This is a genomic window from Actinotignum sp. usb-actsch-rep-73 (assembly GCF_059082735.1).
In genome coordinates, this window is the sequence record NZ_JBHNPV010000024.1 from 1 (window position 1) to 15,788 (window position 15,788).

Here is a 15,788-nt window from a genome sequence, read left to right on the forward strand (position 1 = left end):
CACCAAAAGCACTCAACTTTCGTTGGCTACCTCAGTGAGGGAGGCAGTCGATTCGAGCTTTTCTCGCTCTCGGCGACAGGAAAATAATTTACACACCTTCGTGGCAACTCGTCAAATCATTTTGACGTGAGCGTCACCACACTCGGCGCGAAGGCTCATTTTCTCCTCAAATTCAGCCACTTTGACGGGCTAAATACAGATTTCTTCTTCTGACGATTGCCGCTCTCCTCACAATGACCGGGGCACCAGTCGTTTGCAGGAACCGACGCCTTGCCAGCGTCAATATGCTGTCCACAGCCAGCCCACGTCGTCTTTCCGCAGATGTCACACTTCACCGGTCGACACATTGTTCATTCCTCTTCTTTTAGGATCTTCGAAGCAATCGACGATTGCTTCACCGTCATGTCTCAGTAGTCCAATAGTTCCTGATGCCAATGAGCCCACGCTTCAGGGCATCAGCATTCACTCTGCGCGAATGCGTATCCAACGACGAAAACCAGGAGGCAAGCATTGCTGAATTGGAGAAGCTTTTCCTTTCCCTTTCCCAGGTTTTCCAAACATTAGTTCGAACGTGACTATCCCTTTGCCTTTCCCGTACAATCACCTTGTCAATCGCTACGCCATGTAGCGTCCCATCTTCCGACAAGGTAACGAGCATGCTTCCTGCTTCTTCATCGATTGCCGACTCGATTAACACAGTCCTCGACGTTCTCAACACCTGGCTGTACTCATACATCCTGATCGCACTGCTTATCGGTGGCGGCCTCTACTTCTTCATTCGCACCAAAGGCTTGCCTGTGCGTATGTTCCGCGAATCAATCCGCGTGGTCACCGAGCCCCCAGAGAAGAAAGGCGAGCTTTCATCCTTCCGCGCACTGATGGTCTCCACCGCATCGCGCGTGGGCGTCGGCAACATCGCCGGAGTCGGTACCGCAGTCGCTCTTGGTGGCGCAGGCTCCGTCTTCTGGATGTGGGTCATCGCAACACTCGGCGCCGCGTCAGCATTCATCGAATCCACACTTGCCCAGATCTACAAGAAGCGTGGCCACTCAGCTGACGACCATTCCATCGGCGGCCCCGCGTACTACATCCAGATCGCGCTCAAGCAGCGTTGGCTTGCAGTGATCTTCGCAATCGCATTGATCCTCACCTACATGGGTGGCTTCAACCTGCTGGCCTCGTTCAACGTCGCTGACGCATTCACCTCGTACTCCTGGTACCACGAAGGCTCGACCCCGTACATCATCGGCGCAATCCTTGCCATCGCGATGGCACTATCAATCTTTGGGGGCACACGGCGCCTGACTTCGGTTACCGGCGTCTTGGTTCCGATCATGGCCCTCATTTACCTGACCGTTGCTGCGATCGTCATCATCTTCAACTACCAGAACATCCCCACAATGCTCGCCGCGATCTTCCAAGGCGCCTTCGATTTTGAGGCAATCTTCGGCGGTTTCGCCGGCTCGGCAATGATGCTCGGTATTAAGCGCGGTCTTTACTCGAACGAAGCCGGTGTCGGCTCTGCTCCGAACGCGGCTGCGTCCGCATCTGTTTCACACCCCGTGAAGCAGGGCTTGGTCCAGATGCTTTCCGTCTTCATCGACACGATGATCATTTGTACTCTGACCGCGTTCCTGATCCTCTCCTCTGGCGTCCAGGGTGGTGACGATCTGAAGGGCGCTCCGCTGGTTACAGCTTCGATGCAGACCGTTCTCGGTGGCATCGCTCTGCCGTTCACGACCACCGCGTTGCTGCTCTTCGCATTCACGACGATCATCGGTAACTTCTACTACGCCGAGGTCAACCTGCGCTTCCTCGCTGGTGGACGCGTTCCGATCTGGGGTCTGCAGATTTTCCGTGGCATCGCAGTGCTTCTTGTGTTCTCGGGTGCTCTTCTGGACTTCTCAGTTGCATGGAACCTTGGTGACCTATTGATGGGTCTCATGGCTCTGATCAACCTGCCGGTCATCATCATCTTGGGCAACAAGGCCATCAAGGCTGCGAACGACTACCAGGCGCAGCGCAAGGCTGGAAAGAACCCCGAATTCAAGGCGACTTCCATCGGTATCACCGAAGAACTCGACTACTGGAAGTGATAATCACGCTCAACTAGTTCTGACCTCACATCCGTGACGTGTGGCCCTCGTTCAGAAATGAGCGAGGGCCACACTTTTACCTTTTTCAGGATTTATTTCGAGAGGGCAGCCCCGTATCGGCATTCATCAGGCGGGTACACGCTTTCCGTTTCGCGAATCATCTCACCTGTCAGTTTTTCCAGCTAAGCATACGAGGCGACGAAATCAGGCTCCCAGCTGGTAAAACAACGTCTCAGACGACAAAACCTGCCACACCGGACCTCGTACACCAGCGCACACACGCAAGGCTCACAGACGCGCATACCCCAGTCACAGCCCAAGGCTCTTGACCAACCTCAATCAGGGACAAACACACCTGGGCCGGACCTGCAATGCAGATCCGGCCCAGGCCTCGGCAATTATTCACCAACTGGCACAAGCACGAAAGGAACAAAGGCTTGCGCCACGATGAGGCTTACCGCTGAGTTGCTAGGTAGCTTTCCCCTTCAAAAACCACCCAGAAACGTCATTTGGCTACTTCGAGAAGAACTTCTTCAGCTTCCTTCGTCCACAGACCATCCACCAGCTTGGCAGCAACATCAGGGTACTTGTCACCAAGTTCCGTCAGCGGCGTCAAACCAAGGTCATGCAGGGTCGGGAAGACCATGATCTTACCCCCCGACGTACGGTTGATCACCGAGTTGATGGCGTCGCCGAAGCCTGCCATACCGGTCACTGCGTACAGGGAGATCGACGTATCAATGATGCCGGCTTCGATCTTGCGCAGAACGGTACGCATATCGGAAACATCAGAGCCTGACGTGCCCAGCATGAAAATCTTGCGCTCGATGATGCCCTGCAGATCAAAGTCACCAAAGGTGCCCGCCGGAATACCAGCGAATGCATTGAGGATCGCACCATCTGCACACATATCGACAGCCTGAGAAACCAGCGCCGGCACCGGCACCATGCAGGTGATGTAGGTGTAGCCGTACTCAAGCGGAGTGGTGGAGGTGTTGATGATCTCCAGCGGAACACCGTTCTTTTCGGCGGTCGGGCCAACGGTCTTCTTCAGACCTGCCAGGCGATCGTCAGAAAGGTCGGTGCCGACAACGGAGATGCCCTCAACACCGGAGGTGACCGCACGCATCGTGTGCATAACACCCATCGGGCCGGCGGCACCGATGAACGCGCATTTATCGTTCGGACGCAGGTCGCCGTTAGCGGGGATCCATGCATAGCCTTCGCGCGGGTCCGTGCCGACGGTGCCACAGAAGCGGATAAAGTCGTAGTGAACACGACCGATGTCAAGGCTGACCTTGCGGGAGATGGTTTCTCCGCCGAGGACAACACACATGACCGCACGGGTACCGAGCAGCAGAGATGCCTTTTCAATGCCGTCCGCGTCTGCTCCGAAGAAGACGATGTCATCGAAGGTCTGTCCTTCAAGACCATCAATACCGGCAACGTCAACGGTAACGATCTGTGCAGGCTTGTGATCCGCAGTCAGCTCTTCGACGGAGCCTTCGCCGACAACCAGCAGGCGACCACCGTCTGCAACGTGGTTGCGCTCTGCCCACGCGTAGGAGCCTTCAACGGTTGCCCACGGCTCGATCAGGCCAACGGCCGCTGCCGACGGACCCTCGGTCACGTGGATCAGGAACTCTTCACCTTCGGGGGAGACGACACAACGCTCATCGACGACCGTGTATTCCTGAAGGGCACCGTCGAAGTTGTAACCGAATGCGCCATTGGACTTCGCAGTGCGCAGATGCTTCCAGTCAGCCTGGACCAGCAGACGATCGCCAACCTTGAAGTGGGTGACCTTCTCGCCTACCTCGACGACGCGGACAACGGGCTCGTGCCCCGGAACTGTCGGCTGGGAGCCAGGACGGTAGTTCGGGATCTCGGCAAGTGCTTCGGGGGTGATTCCCGCGATGACTTCGGACTTACGCGGGTGCTTGTCGAACTGGTGCAACAGCTTCGTGTCAGAGAAGCAGATGCCACATGCCTCAACCTTGAGCATCATCTGGTGAGGGCCGACCTTGTCGATGCCCTTCTCCTTGTTGACGACGAATTCTTCGGCGCCGACGATCTGGATCGCATACTGCGATTCGGGGTACTCAGTCATTGGATTCTCCTTATTTTCCGGATCAAGCTTGCGCTCAGTTCATCATGACTTGGCCACCCGTAACCGGGACGGCCTGGCCGGTTTCGTATGCCTGCTCGACGATGTAGAAGATCGCGCGCAGAACGTCGATGCCTTGGGCACCACGACGCATCGGAACCTTTGCTTCGTAGAACTCCTTGACGTCCGCGACAGTCTTCGCGCCGGGGACCTTGCCCGAGTTCAGGTACTGAACGAACAGGCCACGGTCGGGGTCAGACCAGAGCGGGCCGTCGTAGAAATTACCGGGGCAGATTGCGTTGACCTTGACACCATGCTCGACCATCTCGAGGGCGAAGGACTGGACCAGGCCGATGCCACCGAACTTGGAGCCTGCGTATGCGGCGTTCTTGTTCGAGCCCACCAGACCGGACTTGGAGTTGATCTGGATAATGTCGGTCAGCCATGCACCAGATGTTGCATGCTGACGAGCAAGCAGACCACCAAGGTGCTTGGTAACCAGGAAGAATGCGACGTAGTTGATGTCGGTCGACAGGCGGAAAGCAGATGCGTCTTGTTCAAGGACAGATCCCGCACGAACGATGCCTGCGTTAGAGACGATCAGGTCGATACCACCGGTGACCTTTTCGATTTCCTCGGTCATCGCGGTCACGGATTCTTCATCCGCAACGTTGACGGTAATCGGGTACGTGGTGTCTTCGCCGAGTTCCTTGCACTTGGCAGCAGCGCCTTCGCCGTTCAGGTCAGCGATGTAGACGAAGCAACCCTGGCCGACGAGGCCTTTGGCGATCTCGGCACCGAAGCCCTGTGCGCCACCGGTAACCAGCGCGACACGACCGGAGATTTCACGGTCGTTGCGCGGGGTCGCGGTGATCTCGTAGGTTTCTTCGCCGACGGTGACGACGACGGGAAGTTCGGTTTCGGAAAGAGTCGAAGCGTCAACCGTTTCAAGGTTGGCATCGAGGGTCAGGGTCGCAGCCTTATCGGTTGGGCGAACGATGACCGGTCGAGCAAGCGCGCTCAGGAACAGGCCTCGAAGCAACGGTGCATGAGTCATGTTTAATCCTTCGGATAGTTCTCAGACGGTAGGAATATTTGCTGCGACTTCAGCCGGATCTGCGCCATCAGCAATAGCGCGTCCAAGCGGAGCGTAGGAAGCAATACGGACGGCAAGGTGCTCAGGAGTGAGTCGCTCGCTACCCAGGATGTTGTACTTCGGATCGAAGCTGGTCAGGGCCTCGTGCGCGACAAGTGCCCACGTGGCCTCGTTGAGATCTTCGAACTCGGGGCGACGCAGTTCGGGGCAGTTGAAGAGCTGGCGTGGCTGGTTAATGTCGACGCCGGAGATCTCGAGCATGCCGTGCTTGACTGCGAGTTCATGGATTCGCTTGAGCTGTTCCGGAGTGTTACGCGGAGGCATATAGGTAACAGCGCGCAGGCCCTTTTCTTCGAGAGCTTCGAAGAGCTCGTCAAGGAATTCATCTTCGAACTTTTCAGCCTTCTTGTCGCCGGTCGGCGAAGCGGAAACATCACCGAGGTAGGCGTAGGTGGCAATGGCACCGATGGAATCTGCGAACTGAACAACTTCCTTCGCAGTCGGCAACTCGTCAGTGGGCTGAATGTAGATGCGACCCAAGTATTCCGACTTCAGTACACCCAGAAGATCGTAGACGAGGTGCGGATTCTCAGCGTCACCGAGTGCGCCTTCGAGGGCTGGCGGAATGTTGACACCCATGCTCTTCAGGCCATCGACGAGGCTCTGACCGCGACCGAATCCCTTAATGAGAGCCGATGCCATCGCGGCAAGCAGGTGGCGCTCTGTGATACCGCCACCGTTGGCATACTGAGAGATGCCGACCATGTCAGTTTGAGGATCGAAAGGCTCCAGGCCAAGACCAACGAGGATCTTGTTCGCGGCCTCAGCCATCTTCAGGGTGCGCTCGAGACGGGCAGCGCGCTTGGGCGCCAACCACTCGGTAACCTTTTCGCGAGCAGGAGCCGGAACACCCTGAACCGTCATGTAGGCGATGCCTTCGGAGTCCGGATTGTTCAGCTTACGAGTAGCAAACGGACCGTCGGGATCAAAGAAAGCGCGGATTTCAAAGCCGGTGACTGAGCCCATTCCCAGCAGACGACATGCGCCGGTCATTTCGGGCGCAGCTGCGATCGAGTCATGATCGACGGAGCCAACAACACGCAGGCCTGCGCGACGAGCATTCAATGCTGCAGCGGTCGGCGTGTAGGGGCTGAAGGAGTAGCACGTATGAATGTGGTTGTTCGATTCAGGAACCCACGCGGGGAACTCTTCATCGTTCAGAACTGCGGCAAGAGCGGCGAGGCGGTCCTCCTGGCTCAGGCTAACGTCGTTGGTGGCGTCCATCGGATCCTCGTATCGAAATGTAGAAAAAAATTAAAGCGTTAAATGCCTGATGGCACCGGTGGGGCGAGCCGAAGCCCGCCCCACCGGGTCAATCATCAGAGACCGAGACGGTTGCGACGAGCAATCTCGCCTTCAGTCTGGTTCGACGAGGGCACATGGCCCGGGAGCGGAACAATGCGCTCGTGGATTGTGTCGATGATCCACTCGACCTGCGGGAAGAAGTAGGACTCCAACTCGGGGCCGGGGGTGATGCCGTTGCGCGAGCCGACAACCGCGATCGGCGCGTCGAGAGCGTCAAATGCGAGAGTCTGGACGTTCGCTGCAACGGTGTTGAGGAAGTTGCCACGCTCGACAGCATCGGAGGTGAGAAGCAGGCGACCTGTCTTCTTCACGGATTCGATGAGCTTGTCGTAGTTGAGCGGTGCGACGAAGCGGAGGTCGATGACCTCGGCGCTCATGCCGTACTTCTCCTGAAGGACATCAGCAGCCTCAAGTGCACGGTAGATCGTTGCGCCGTAGCCGGCGATCGTGATGTCGGTGCCTTCGCGACGGATTGCCGGTTCACCTTCGGGGGTCTCGTAGTAGCCTTCCGGAACACCACCGGGCTCGAATTCTTCGCCCTTGTCGTACAGGAGCTGGGATTCGAAGAAGACAACCGGGTCGGTGCCACGAAGAGCAAGGTTGAGCATGCCCTTTGCATCGGTCGGCGTGGTCGGGAAGTAGACCTTGAGGCCCGGGATGTGGGCGGTCAATGCCGACCAATCCTGCGAGTGCTGTGCACCGTACTTGTTACCAACGGAGACACGGAGGACGAGAGGCATCTTCAGCAGGCCAGCGGACATGGACTGCCACTTTGCCATCTGGTTGAAGACCTCGTCGCCGCTTCGGCCGAGGAAGTCGCAGTACATGAGTTCGACAACTGCACGGCCACCGGCCATTGCGTAGCCAACGCCTGCGCCGACGATTGACGCTTCAGCGATCGGCGAGTTGAACAGACGACGGTACGGAAGCGCTTCGGTCAGGCCACGGTAGACAGCGAATGCGCCACCCCAGTCACGGTTTTCTTCGCCCCATGCGGCCATCGTCGGATCTTCCTTGAAACGATGGAGCATAGCTTCGAAGAGACCATCACGGAACTGGTACATCTTCATCTTGGAAACGGGCTTGCCGTTCTCGTCCTTAGCGGTGCGGATCTTGCGCGAGATCGCGGCGACGCGCGGGTTGTCCTCGAGATCAATCTCCGCTTCGCCCTCTTCCATCTTCTCGGTCGGCGTGTTCGAGAACATAACCGTGTCGATGTAGCCGTCGGCAACGCGCGGGCAGGTGTCTTCGTCGATGGCAAGCTTGAGGACCTTAACGAGCTTTTCGGTGAGGGTAGCGGTGTAGTCCTCAATATCGGACTGCGTGGTCAGACCGTTGGAGATCAACAAATCCGAGTAGGTCTTGATGCAGTCGACCTTCTCCCAGAGCTCGACCTCGTCCTTGGTGCGGTACGAGGAGGCATCCGACGGGGAGTGACCGGAGAAGCGGTACGTGATGGTATCCATGAGGACCGGGCCACGTCCCTCTTCGAGGATCTTCTTCTTGCGGGAGACGGCGTCGGCAACAGCCAGCGGGTTAATACCGTCGACGCGCTCTGCGTGCATAGCCTCGGGGTTGAGGGCTGCACCGACACGGGCGAGGATGTCGTACCCCATGGTTTCACCGAAGGTCTGACCGCCCATGCCGTAGAAGTTGTTGAAGAAGTTGAACAGAATCGGCGGGTTGCCACCGTCCTCTTCACGCCACAGCGTGCGGAACTGATCCATGGAAGCGAAGTTCATTGCTTCCCAGACCGGACCACATGCAAGGGCTGCGTCGCCGACGTTGGAGACAACGATGCCGGGCTTGCGGTTGATGCGCTTAAAGAGTGCTGCACCGTTTGCGACTGGAGCAGAGCCACCAACGATTGCGTTGTTCGGATAGGAGCCAAACGGCAGGAAGAAGGTGTGCATCGAGCCGCCGAGGCCACGGTTGAAGCCGGACTTGCGGGCGAAGATTTCCGCGAGGGCACCGAAGAGGATGAAGTTCTCGGTGAGGTCCTTTGTGTCCTTGTAGTCGATCTTCTCTGCGAACGAGAGGGTCTCGCCGTCGAGGAAGGTCTTCATGATGTTTTCAAGCTCACCGTTTTCGATCTGGCGCATTGCCGAGTAGCACTTGGCAAGAATTTCGCCGTGCGAACGGTGCGAACCGAAAACCTGGTCATCCGGGGTCAGGACTGATGCCTGGCCAACGTATGCCGATTCCTGACCGATACCAAGGTGAGCCGGACCCCTGTGGTTGTAGGCAATGCCCTGCCACTCGCCGGTCTTTTTGATGGAGTCAAGCATGGATTCGAACGTACGGACCACGATCATGTCGTGGAGCATGTTCACCATGCCGTCCTTGCCGTAGCGACCAAGTTCGGTATCGAGATCAAACGTGTACTGGTTCACCGGGATGTCCGGGAACTGGATATGACCTGCCGCGCGGACCTGCGACGGGTCGATGATCAGAGACTTCGTCATTGTGTCTTACTTCTTTCTTCGTCTGTGGAGGTTCAGAGCTTGACGGCCCAGGCAGCCTCGCGAATAACTTCGGAGACAGTCGGGTGGGGGAAGACAACCTGACGGAGGTCTTCGACGGTCAGTTCCATTTCGAGGACAGCCTGTGCGCCCCAGATCATTTCTGCTGCGTATGCGCCGAGCACATGGATGCCGAGGACCTGGTGGGTCTTCGGATCAACGAGGATCTTGGCTTCACCAGGAGCCTTGAAGCCGTTCTCCGCAATGAAGCGGCCAGACATCTGAGCGGGGACCTTTGCAACTAGGACGTCGCGGCCTTCGCGCTTTGCAGCAGATTCGGTGAGGCCAACGCCTGCAGCCTCGGGAATGGAGAAGACTGCCCACGGAACGGTGTTCCAGCGCATAACCTCGCCAACCTTGCATGCATCGGGGTTGATGATGTTCGCGGAAGCAATTTCTGCCATGCGGTATGCGGCGTGTGCTAGCAGTGAACGGCCGGTGACGTCACCAATTGCCCACACGTTCGGCAGATTGGTACGCATGCAGTCATCGACAACGATGCCTCGGTTGATTTCGAGACCTGCTTCTTCGGCGCCCCAGCCAGCGGTTGCCGAGCGACGACCAACAGCCATGAGCACGACGTCAGCTTCGAGGACCTTCTTTTCGTCACCCTTCGAGTAGTGGACCGTTGCGCCGTCGAGAGACTCAACGCGGCAACCGAGTTCGAAGGTGATGTCCTTCATCGCTGCGCGCATCTTGGCAGCCATGTCATCATCCATGAATGGCAGGATTTCCGGGGTCATTTCGATAATCGTGACCTCCGAGCCGAGGGTCGAGTACAGTGAAGCAAACTCGACGCCGATAACGCCACCACCGATAACGGCGAGACGCTTGGGGACCTCGGGCAGAGAGAGGATACCGGTCGAATCGACCAGGTGCGGGTTGTCCTGGACACCCGGCAACGGCGGAACAGCGGGAACCGAACCGGTTGCGATGATGACGTGCTCGGAAGTGTAGGTGACACCGTCAGCGGTGACCTTGCCGGGACCGTCGAAGTGACCACGTGCGGACACAACAGTGACGCCTGCTCGCTTTTCGGTTGCTGCAACACCGGAAACGAGGCCCTTAACAACCTTTTCCTTCCAGTCCTGCAGGCGACCCCAGTCGAGGGTCACGCCGGTTGCGTCAACACCGAACTGGCCAGCTTCCTTGGCGTGCAGGTAGTTCTTTGCACCGGCAAGGAGGGTCTTGGTCGGGATGCACCCAACGTTAAGGCAGGTGCCGCCAAGGTACTGCTCTTCAATGAGAAGAACCTTTTTGCCGGCGTGCCCCAGACGCTCGGCAGCAAGGTAGCCACCAGGGCCTGCGCCGAGGACAATTACGTCGTAGTGAGTTTCAGTCATTATGTGTACTCCTAATTACTCAAGCCAGAACAGTGACGTCGATGTTTTCGATAGCGACAACGAGGTCCTTCAGGAAGCGTGCGCCGTCGGCGCCATCAATGACCTGGTGGTCGATCGTAAGCGACAGGTTGATACGTTGTTCAACACCGATCTCGCCGTCAGCTTTGACAACCGGACGCGGCGTGATGGTGCCAACGCCGAGGATTGCGGTCTGCGGGCGGTTAATGACCGGGGTGAAGGTTTCGATGCCGAAGGAACCGATGTTGGACACCGTGAAAGTGCCACCACCAAGAAGGTCGGGGCTGATCGTTCCGGCGATGGCGTCAGCTGCGAGGCTCTTTGCCTGAGCAGAGAACTGCTTGAGCGACAGGGCCTGAGCGGAGCGGATCACGGGAACCAAAAGACCGCGCGGAGTATCGGCTGCGAAGCCGAGGTGAACCTGCTCGAACTTGGTCAGGGTGCCATCCTCGAGGTGAGCGTTGAAAACCGGGTACTTCGGGAGCGTGCGGGACACTGCGAAGCAGACGAGGTCGTTCAGGGTGATCTTGTTGAGGCCCAGAGCTTCGTCCGAGTTCTTGACCTTCTTGCGCATCGCAAGAATGCCGGCTGCGTTGGCCGTCGTGTTGAGGGTCAGCTGTGCCGACTCCTGCAGGGATGCCATCATGCGCGAAGCAACAACCTTGCGGACACCCTTGAGCTTCTCGGAGGTGGAAGCACCCGGGAACTCTGCAGCAGGAATTGCAACTGCAGTCGCCACGACGGGAGCCGGAGCAGTCGGGTTTGCCAGATCAGCAGTCGTCACGCGACCACCAATACCGGTGCCTTCGCCAGTAGCCACACCTCCTTGTGCCTGCGCCGCTGAAGTGTACGCGGGGCCTGCTGCAATAGCGGCCTGAACATCACGTTCGATCACGCGACCGTGAGGACCGGAGCCCTCAGCAATCGCAGCGGTGTCAATACCCTTAGAACCGGCAAGAGCACGAGCACGCGGGGAGACTGCACCGGTCGCAGCGGTCGTAGCAAAGGACGGCGCGGGAGCTGCTTCTTGAGCCGGAGCGCTTTCCGCCGCTGCTTCAGCAGCGCCGGCCTCGTCTGCCGAATCGTCAGCGGGAACAAGAGCGGAAATATCTTCGCCGGGCTCGCCGACGATGATGAGCGGATCCTTAACCGGAACCTCGTCGCCCTCTTCCCACAGGATCTTCAGGACGGTACCGGCGTCAGTGCTCGGCACCTCCATTGTGGATTTGTCGGTCTCAATCGAGCAGAGAGTCTGGTCGACAGCGACGGTATCGCCAACCGAAACCTGCCATTCGACGATAATGCACGACTCCACAGAGTTGCCCAGCTGGGGCATCACCACGATGGTGGCCATGTGTTTCCTCCTAGACGATGCGTAGCTGCGTACGCTCGGTCAATTCCTTGATGGATTCTTCAGGAAGGTCGCCATCGGTAATGATGCCGGTGACGTCCTCAATTCCCATGAAGCTAACGAAGCCTGCTCGCCCAAACTTCGAAGAGTCTGAAAGCAACCAGGTTTCCTCCGTGCGCCCTCGCATGAGACTGCCAACATGCCCACCTTCAGCAAGCTGGGTTGTCAGACCTCGTTCGACACTGAATCCGTCAGTGCCAAGAAATACTAGGCGCGCGTTGAAGTCATTAATGGAACGCTCTGTAACAGGGCCGACCAAAGATTCGGTTTCAGCATGGAAGCTACCGCCGGTCAGCGTGACCCGAATATGCGGGTTCGGACGAGCATTCTGGAAAACAAGAAGAGAATTAGTAACGACCTGAACGCCACGACGTCCGGTCAGGTGCTTGACGACAAGAGCGCACGTCGTGCCAGCTTCGATCATGATGCGATCATCGTCGCGCACCATTTCGGCGGCCGCGCGGGCAATGCGCTCTTTGTCTTCGATTCGGTCAGACTGACGCAGTCGAATATTGCGGTAGGCAGTCGGACGAGCACCACCGTGGGTGCGAACAAGATGGCCCTCATCTTCGAGGTCCTTCAAAGTGGTTCTAATCGTGACAGGCGAAACGTCGAGTTCTTCAGCCAGGACGTTAACATTCACCTCGCCTTCAGCGGCAAGGCGATCAAGGATGTAACTGGTTCGTTGTGCGCGCCCCACACCCATCCCCTCTTCGTGAGCATCGATTAGATTGTCACTTTCGTTTCGGTTTTTACAGTCTAGCAACTAAAACGAAAATCAACAAGACCTGCCTCACAAGAAATAATAGCGACAATTCACTGAAAAACTCACGAAAATATACGCAATTTTCACTGATAAATCGCCAAATAACGAACTGCACTGTCGCTCAAACACTCAACGCGCTTGAACAACAGTGCAGTTTCGTATGAAAGTTCTACGAAAGACTCATTCTCCGGGCTGACGAACGCCCACAGTCAGCAAAAGATTGCCGTACAGGCGCTGTTCGCCAGTCGCCACAATGATGCCCACATCTTCGCTACGCGCTGCATCGTAGAAGTCGAAACGCGACAGCTCACCGAACTCGGTATCGGGCAACTGGGCCTTGAACTCGTCATGGATCGGGATCTCAACGGCCGGCTGATCGGGAGCCGGAACCATGATCTCTGCCTTCTCGATCGGGCAGACCTGCTTCAGAACTTCCAGAATCTGAAGAACGTCCAGCATGCCAGGAGCGAAGTTCAGCGAGATAAGCTCGCAACGCTCAGACACACCGGTGGTGTGCGGGTAGTTCGCATCAGCAAGCAGAATCTTCGAACCGTGGCCAGCCGCGGCCAGTGCACGCAGAAACTGCGGGTGCGTCATTGCTCCATAGATCATGAAGATCTGTCCTTTCTATTCAATCGAGCTGGACCGGATAATCAGCTCAGGGTCAATCGTCACATCCTCGCTCTTACCGCCGCGCATCATCGAACACACGATACGAACAGCAGCACGACCAAGGCGGTCAAAAGGCTGACGAACAGTCGTCAGCGGAGGGGCATAGCAATCAGCGCCATCAATATCATCGAATCCAACGACCTTAACGTCTGTCGGAATCTTCGCTCCCCGTTCGTGAATCAATCGCATGGCACCAAGCGCCAACTGATCATTCGCTGCTTGAATTCCCTGGGGAAGCTTTGCCAGCGAGCGCATAGCGTCATATCCATCTTGCGAATCCCACGAATATGACTCGATCACTTTGCCTTCGACTCCGTGTTCTTCGCACGAGAGTTTAAAGCCCTGCAAGCGCATGGAAGCATCAGACCAACCCGACGGGCCCGCAACATGAACGATGTCGGTAATACCTTGGCTCAGCAGATGATCAGTCGCTAGCTCTGCGCCTCGAACATTATTAATGGACACTGTCGAAATTCCATCCAAATCGTGTTCGCTAGTCAGCACCAAAACCGTCGGAACCCGCTTGCCAATCTGAATGGCAAGGTCAACGCTCGGGTCCTGTCCAGCAAGGATCACAACCCCATCAACATCGAATGGCGCCACGTCGTTATGCAGTTCACCATTTGGCACATATGCGTTTGAAAGCGACACGTGATAGCCGGCTTCAGAACCTGCATTCAAAACCGAAAGCAAAACCCTCGCATGCCCGTGAAACATCGGGGCAGCCAGCAAAACGTGCAGAACGCCCGTCCGATTCGACGCAAGCGCGCGCGCCGCGTAATTCGGTCGATACCCAACTTCAGTAAGGATCAAGGAAATACGCGCACGCGTCGCATCCGCAACCTCAGGATCACCGCGAACAACGCGTGAAACGGTATTCGATGAGACGCCCGCTAAACGCGCAACGTCTGCTAGCGAGACCTTCTTACCTGTTGGACGGCGTGTGGACATGGGTCTTTGCTGTTGCCGCAATCATCGCGGGGCGATCCGCGGGATCAAGGTGTCCAAGAAGTTCGAGTTGAGCAAGAAGCGAACCGAGAGTTGAAGCTTCAATCGGGCCGGCAACAACACGAACCTGCGCCGCTTCTGCCGTGAGATCGCACAGCAGGTGGTTGCGGGCGCCTCCACCCACAAGGTTCAGCTGATCGGGTCGCTCTCCTGAAATCTGAGTCAGCTCATCAATCGCACGCGCATAGCGACGAGCGAAGGATTCGATAATCAGGCGAACGTACTCGGGCATCGAGGTCGGATGCGGAGCACACTGTTCATCGAGGGCAACATCAATCTTCTGTTGCATCTCACCAGGCTCAGCAAAGCGCGGGTCATCCGGGTTGAAGAACACGGTGCACGGTGCACATTCACGGGCCTGCGCGACAAGCTCATCCGTATCAGTCGGAGTTCCTTCACGCTCCCACTGACGCTGGATTTCCTGAAGAATCCACATACCCGTGATGTTGAAGAGCGGGCGAACTCCCCCGTCAGTGCGAGACTCGTTCGTCAAACCACGTTCGTATGCAGCATCCGAGATCAGCGGGTGATCCTCAAGAGCACCAAGAACTGACCAAGAACCACACGAGAGGAAGTACGCGCGGACGCCTTCATCAATGGGTAGACCGTGAACTGCGCATGCGGAGTCGTGTGCACCACCGCGGACGACGGTCAGTTGCTCGAGGCCTTCGACGGTGCACTGCCCAACAGCGGTGAGGTCGTCATTCAATTCACCAACCCACGAGCGATCCAAGCCGAGGCGTTCGAACATGGCATCGTTGAATCGTGGTGAGCCCGGTTCACATAGACCCGAGGTAGAGGCGATGGTGCGCGACCAGCCCTTCACTCCGGAAAGCTTCCAGGCGAAGTAGTCAGGAAGGAAAAGAATCGAGTCGGTCTTGGCAGCAAGTTCTGGATCTTCCAACGTAAAAGCCAGAAGCTGGTTTGCTGTGTTGATCGTTGCCGGGGCGATACCCGACATTTCAAAGAATGTGCGATCATCAACGCGCGAGCGGAATTCTTCGTGTGTGCGCTCGGTGCGCTCGTCGCGGTAGGCACGAACCTTGCCAACTCGCTCGTTATTTGCATCGAGGGGAACGAAGTCAACACCCCACGTATCCACGGAAACAGACACCGAGTCCGGGAATTGTTCCACTGCCTTTTTCAAACCGATAACGGTCTGTTCCCACATCGTGTCAACGTCCCAAGTCAACGAACCCGTTTCGTCACGGATTGCCTGATGCTTGAAACGGTGAACGTCAGTGATCTCAAGACGGCCATCAACAATAGTTCCAGCTAGAACTCGACCCGAAGCGGAACCGAGGTCAACAGCAAGTGCGGTGGTCATTAAACGGGTCCTTCCTGGTACGGCAGGCGGGATGCTCACTTCACGTCAATGCGAAGG

General features: G+C 57.1%; 12 protein-coding genes. 1 reads left to right on the forward strand and 11 read right to left on the reverse strand.

The genetic code is table 11. The features are described 5' to 3' along the window. Nucleotides 1-155: 155 nt before the first annotated feature. Complete coding sequence (locus tag AC5RE1_RS01525; RefSeq protein WP_083856907.1) at nt 156-347, reverse strand: DUF8730 family Cys-rich protein; 192 nt, start codon at nt 345-347, stop codon at nt 156-158. Between the two features lie 309 nt (nt 348-656). On the opposite strand from AC5RE1_RS01525, the gene AC5RE1_RS01530 reads away from it, so the two are divergent. Continuing rightward, nucleotides 657-2,096, forward strand: a complete 1,440-nt coding sequence (locus tag AC5RE1_RS01530; RefSeq protein ID WP_006680211.1) for an alanine/glycine:cation symporter family protein — start codon at nt 657-659, stop codon at nt 2,094-2,096. Nucleotides 2,097-2,601: 505 nt separating this feature from the next. Here AC5RE1_RS01530 and AC5RE1_RS01535 read toward each other — a convergent pair. From AC5RE1_RS01535 to AC5RE1_RS01580, 10 genes are all read right to left on the reverse strand, one after another. Further along, nucleotides 2,602-4,206 carry an alcohol dehydrogenase catalytic domain-containing protein gene (locus tag AC5RE1_RS01535; protein WP_493938233.1) on the reverse strand — a complete coding sequence of 535 codons (1,605 nt, stop codon included), beginning with the start codon at nt 4,204-4,206 and terminating at the stop codon, nt 2,602-2,604. A gap of 34 nt (nt 4,207-4,240) precedes the next feature. Continuing rightward, nucleotides 4,241-5,260 (reverse strand): SDR family NAD(P)-dependent oxidoreductase, encoded by a 1,020-nt coding sequence (locus tag AC5RE1_RS01540; RefSeq protein ID WP_006680213.1) that lies wholly within the window; start codon nt 5,258-5,260, stop codon nt 4,241-4,243. 21 nt (nt 5,261-5,281) lie between these two features. After that, entirely contained in the window at nt 5,282-6,583 is a 1,302-nt protein-coding gene (locus AC5RE1_RS01545) for a PHP domain-containing protein (protein ID WP_006680214.1), read from the reverse strand. Between the two features lie 95 nt (nt 6,584-6,678). Then, nucleotides 6,679-9,129, reverse strand: a complete 2,451-nt coding sequence (locus AC5RE1_RS01550) for an alpha-ketoacid dehydrogenase subunit alpha/beta (RefSeq protein ID WP_493938234.1) — start codon at nt 9,127-9,129, stop codon at nt 6,679-6,681. Between the two features lie 32 nt (nt 9,130-9,161). Then, nucleotides 9,162-10,529, reverse strand: coding sequence for a dihydrolipoyl dehydrogenase (gene lpdA, locus AC5RE1_RS01555; RefSeq protein WP_179369926.1), 1,368 nt, complete (start codon nt 10,527-10,529; stop codon nt 9,162-9,164). 19 nt (nt 10,530-10,548) lie between these two features. Continuing rightward, nucleotides 10,549-11,901 carry a dihydrolipoamide acetyltransferase family protein gene (locus AC5RE1_RS01560; protein ID WP_006680217.1) on the reverse strand — a complete coding sequence of 451 codons (1,353 nt, stop codon included), beginning with the start codon at nt 11,899-11,901 and terminating at the stop codon, nt 10,549-10,551. 10 nt (nt 11,902-11,911) lie between these two features. After that, entirely contained in the window at nt 11,912-12,658 is a 747-nt protein-coding gene (locus AC5RE1_RS01565) for a DeoR/GlpR family DNA-binding transcription regulator (protein WP_195225326.1), read from the reverse strand. A gap of 246 nt (nt 12,659-12,904) precedes the next feature. Then, on the reverse strand, nt 12,905-13,336 hold the full coding sequence (locus AC5RE1_RS01570) for an RbsD/FucU family protein (RefSeq protein WP_006680219.1): 432 nt from the start codon (nt 13,334-13,336) through the stop codon (nt 12,905-12,907). A gap of 15 nt (nt 13,337-13,351) precedes the next feature. After that, nucleotides 13,352-14,347 (reverse strand): LacI family DNA-binding transcriptional regulator, encoded by a 996-nt coding sequence (locus AC5RE1_RS01575; protein ID WP_219585449.1) that lies wholly within the window; start codon nt 14,345-14,347, stop codon nt 13,352-13,354. Continuing rightward, nucleotides 14,322-15,731, reverse strand: coding sequence for a rhamnulokinase (locus AC5RE1_RS01580; protein WP_219585450.1), 1,410 nt, complete (start codon nt 15,729-15,731; stop codon nt 14,322-14,324). Before AC5RE1_RS01580 ends, AC5RE1_RS01575 begins: the two co-directional genes overlap by 26 nt. Nucleotides 15,732-15,788: the final 57 nt, after the last annotated feature.

Coding starts and splice junctions, on each gene's coding strand:
- AC5RE1_RS01545 (WP_006680214.1), bottom strand. CDS start 6,583: ATGGACGCCACCAACGACGTTAGCCTGAGCCAGGAGGACCGCCTCGCC.
- AC5RE1_RS01540 (WP_006680213.1), bottom strand. CDS start 5,260: ATGACTCATGCACCGTTGCTTCGAGGCCTGTTCCTGAGCGCGCTTGCT.
- AC5RE1_RS01570 (WP_006680219.1), bottom strand. CDS start 13,336: ATGATCTATGGAGCAATGACGCACCCGCAGTTTCTGCGTGCACTGGCC.
- lpdA (WP_179369926.1), bottom strand. CDS start 10,529: ATGACTGAAACTCACTACGACGTAATTGTCCTCGGCGCAGGCCCTGGT.
- AC5RE1_RS01525 (WP_083856907.1), bottom strand. CDS start 347: ATGTGTCGACCGGTGAAGTGTGACATCTGCGGAAAGACGACGTGGGCT.
- AC5RE1_RS01550 (WP_493938234.1), bottom strand. CDS start 9,129: ATGACGAAGTCTCTGATCATCGACCCGTCGCAGGTCCGCGCGGCAGGT.
- AC5RE1_RS01580 (WP_219585450.1), bottom strand. CDS start 15,731: ATGACCACCGCACTTGCTGTTGACCTCGGTTCCGCTTCGGGTCGAGTT.
- AC5RE1_RS01560 (WP_006680217.1), bottom strand. CDS start 11,901: ATGGCCACCATCGTGGTGATGCCCCAGCTGGGCAACTCTGTGGAGTCG.
- AC5RE1_RS01535 (WP_493938233.1), bottom strand. CDS start 4,206: ATGACTGAGTACCCCGAATCGCAGTATGCGATCCAGATCGTCGGCGCC.
- AC5RE1_RS01575 (WP_219585449.1), bottom strand. CDS start 14,347: ATGTCCACACGCCGTCCAACAGGTAAGAAGGTCTCGCTAGCAGACGTT.
- AC5RE1_RS01530 (WP_006680211.1), top strand. CDS start 657: ATGCTTCCTGCTTCTTCATCGATTGCCGACTCGATTAACACAGTCCTC.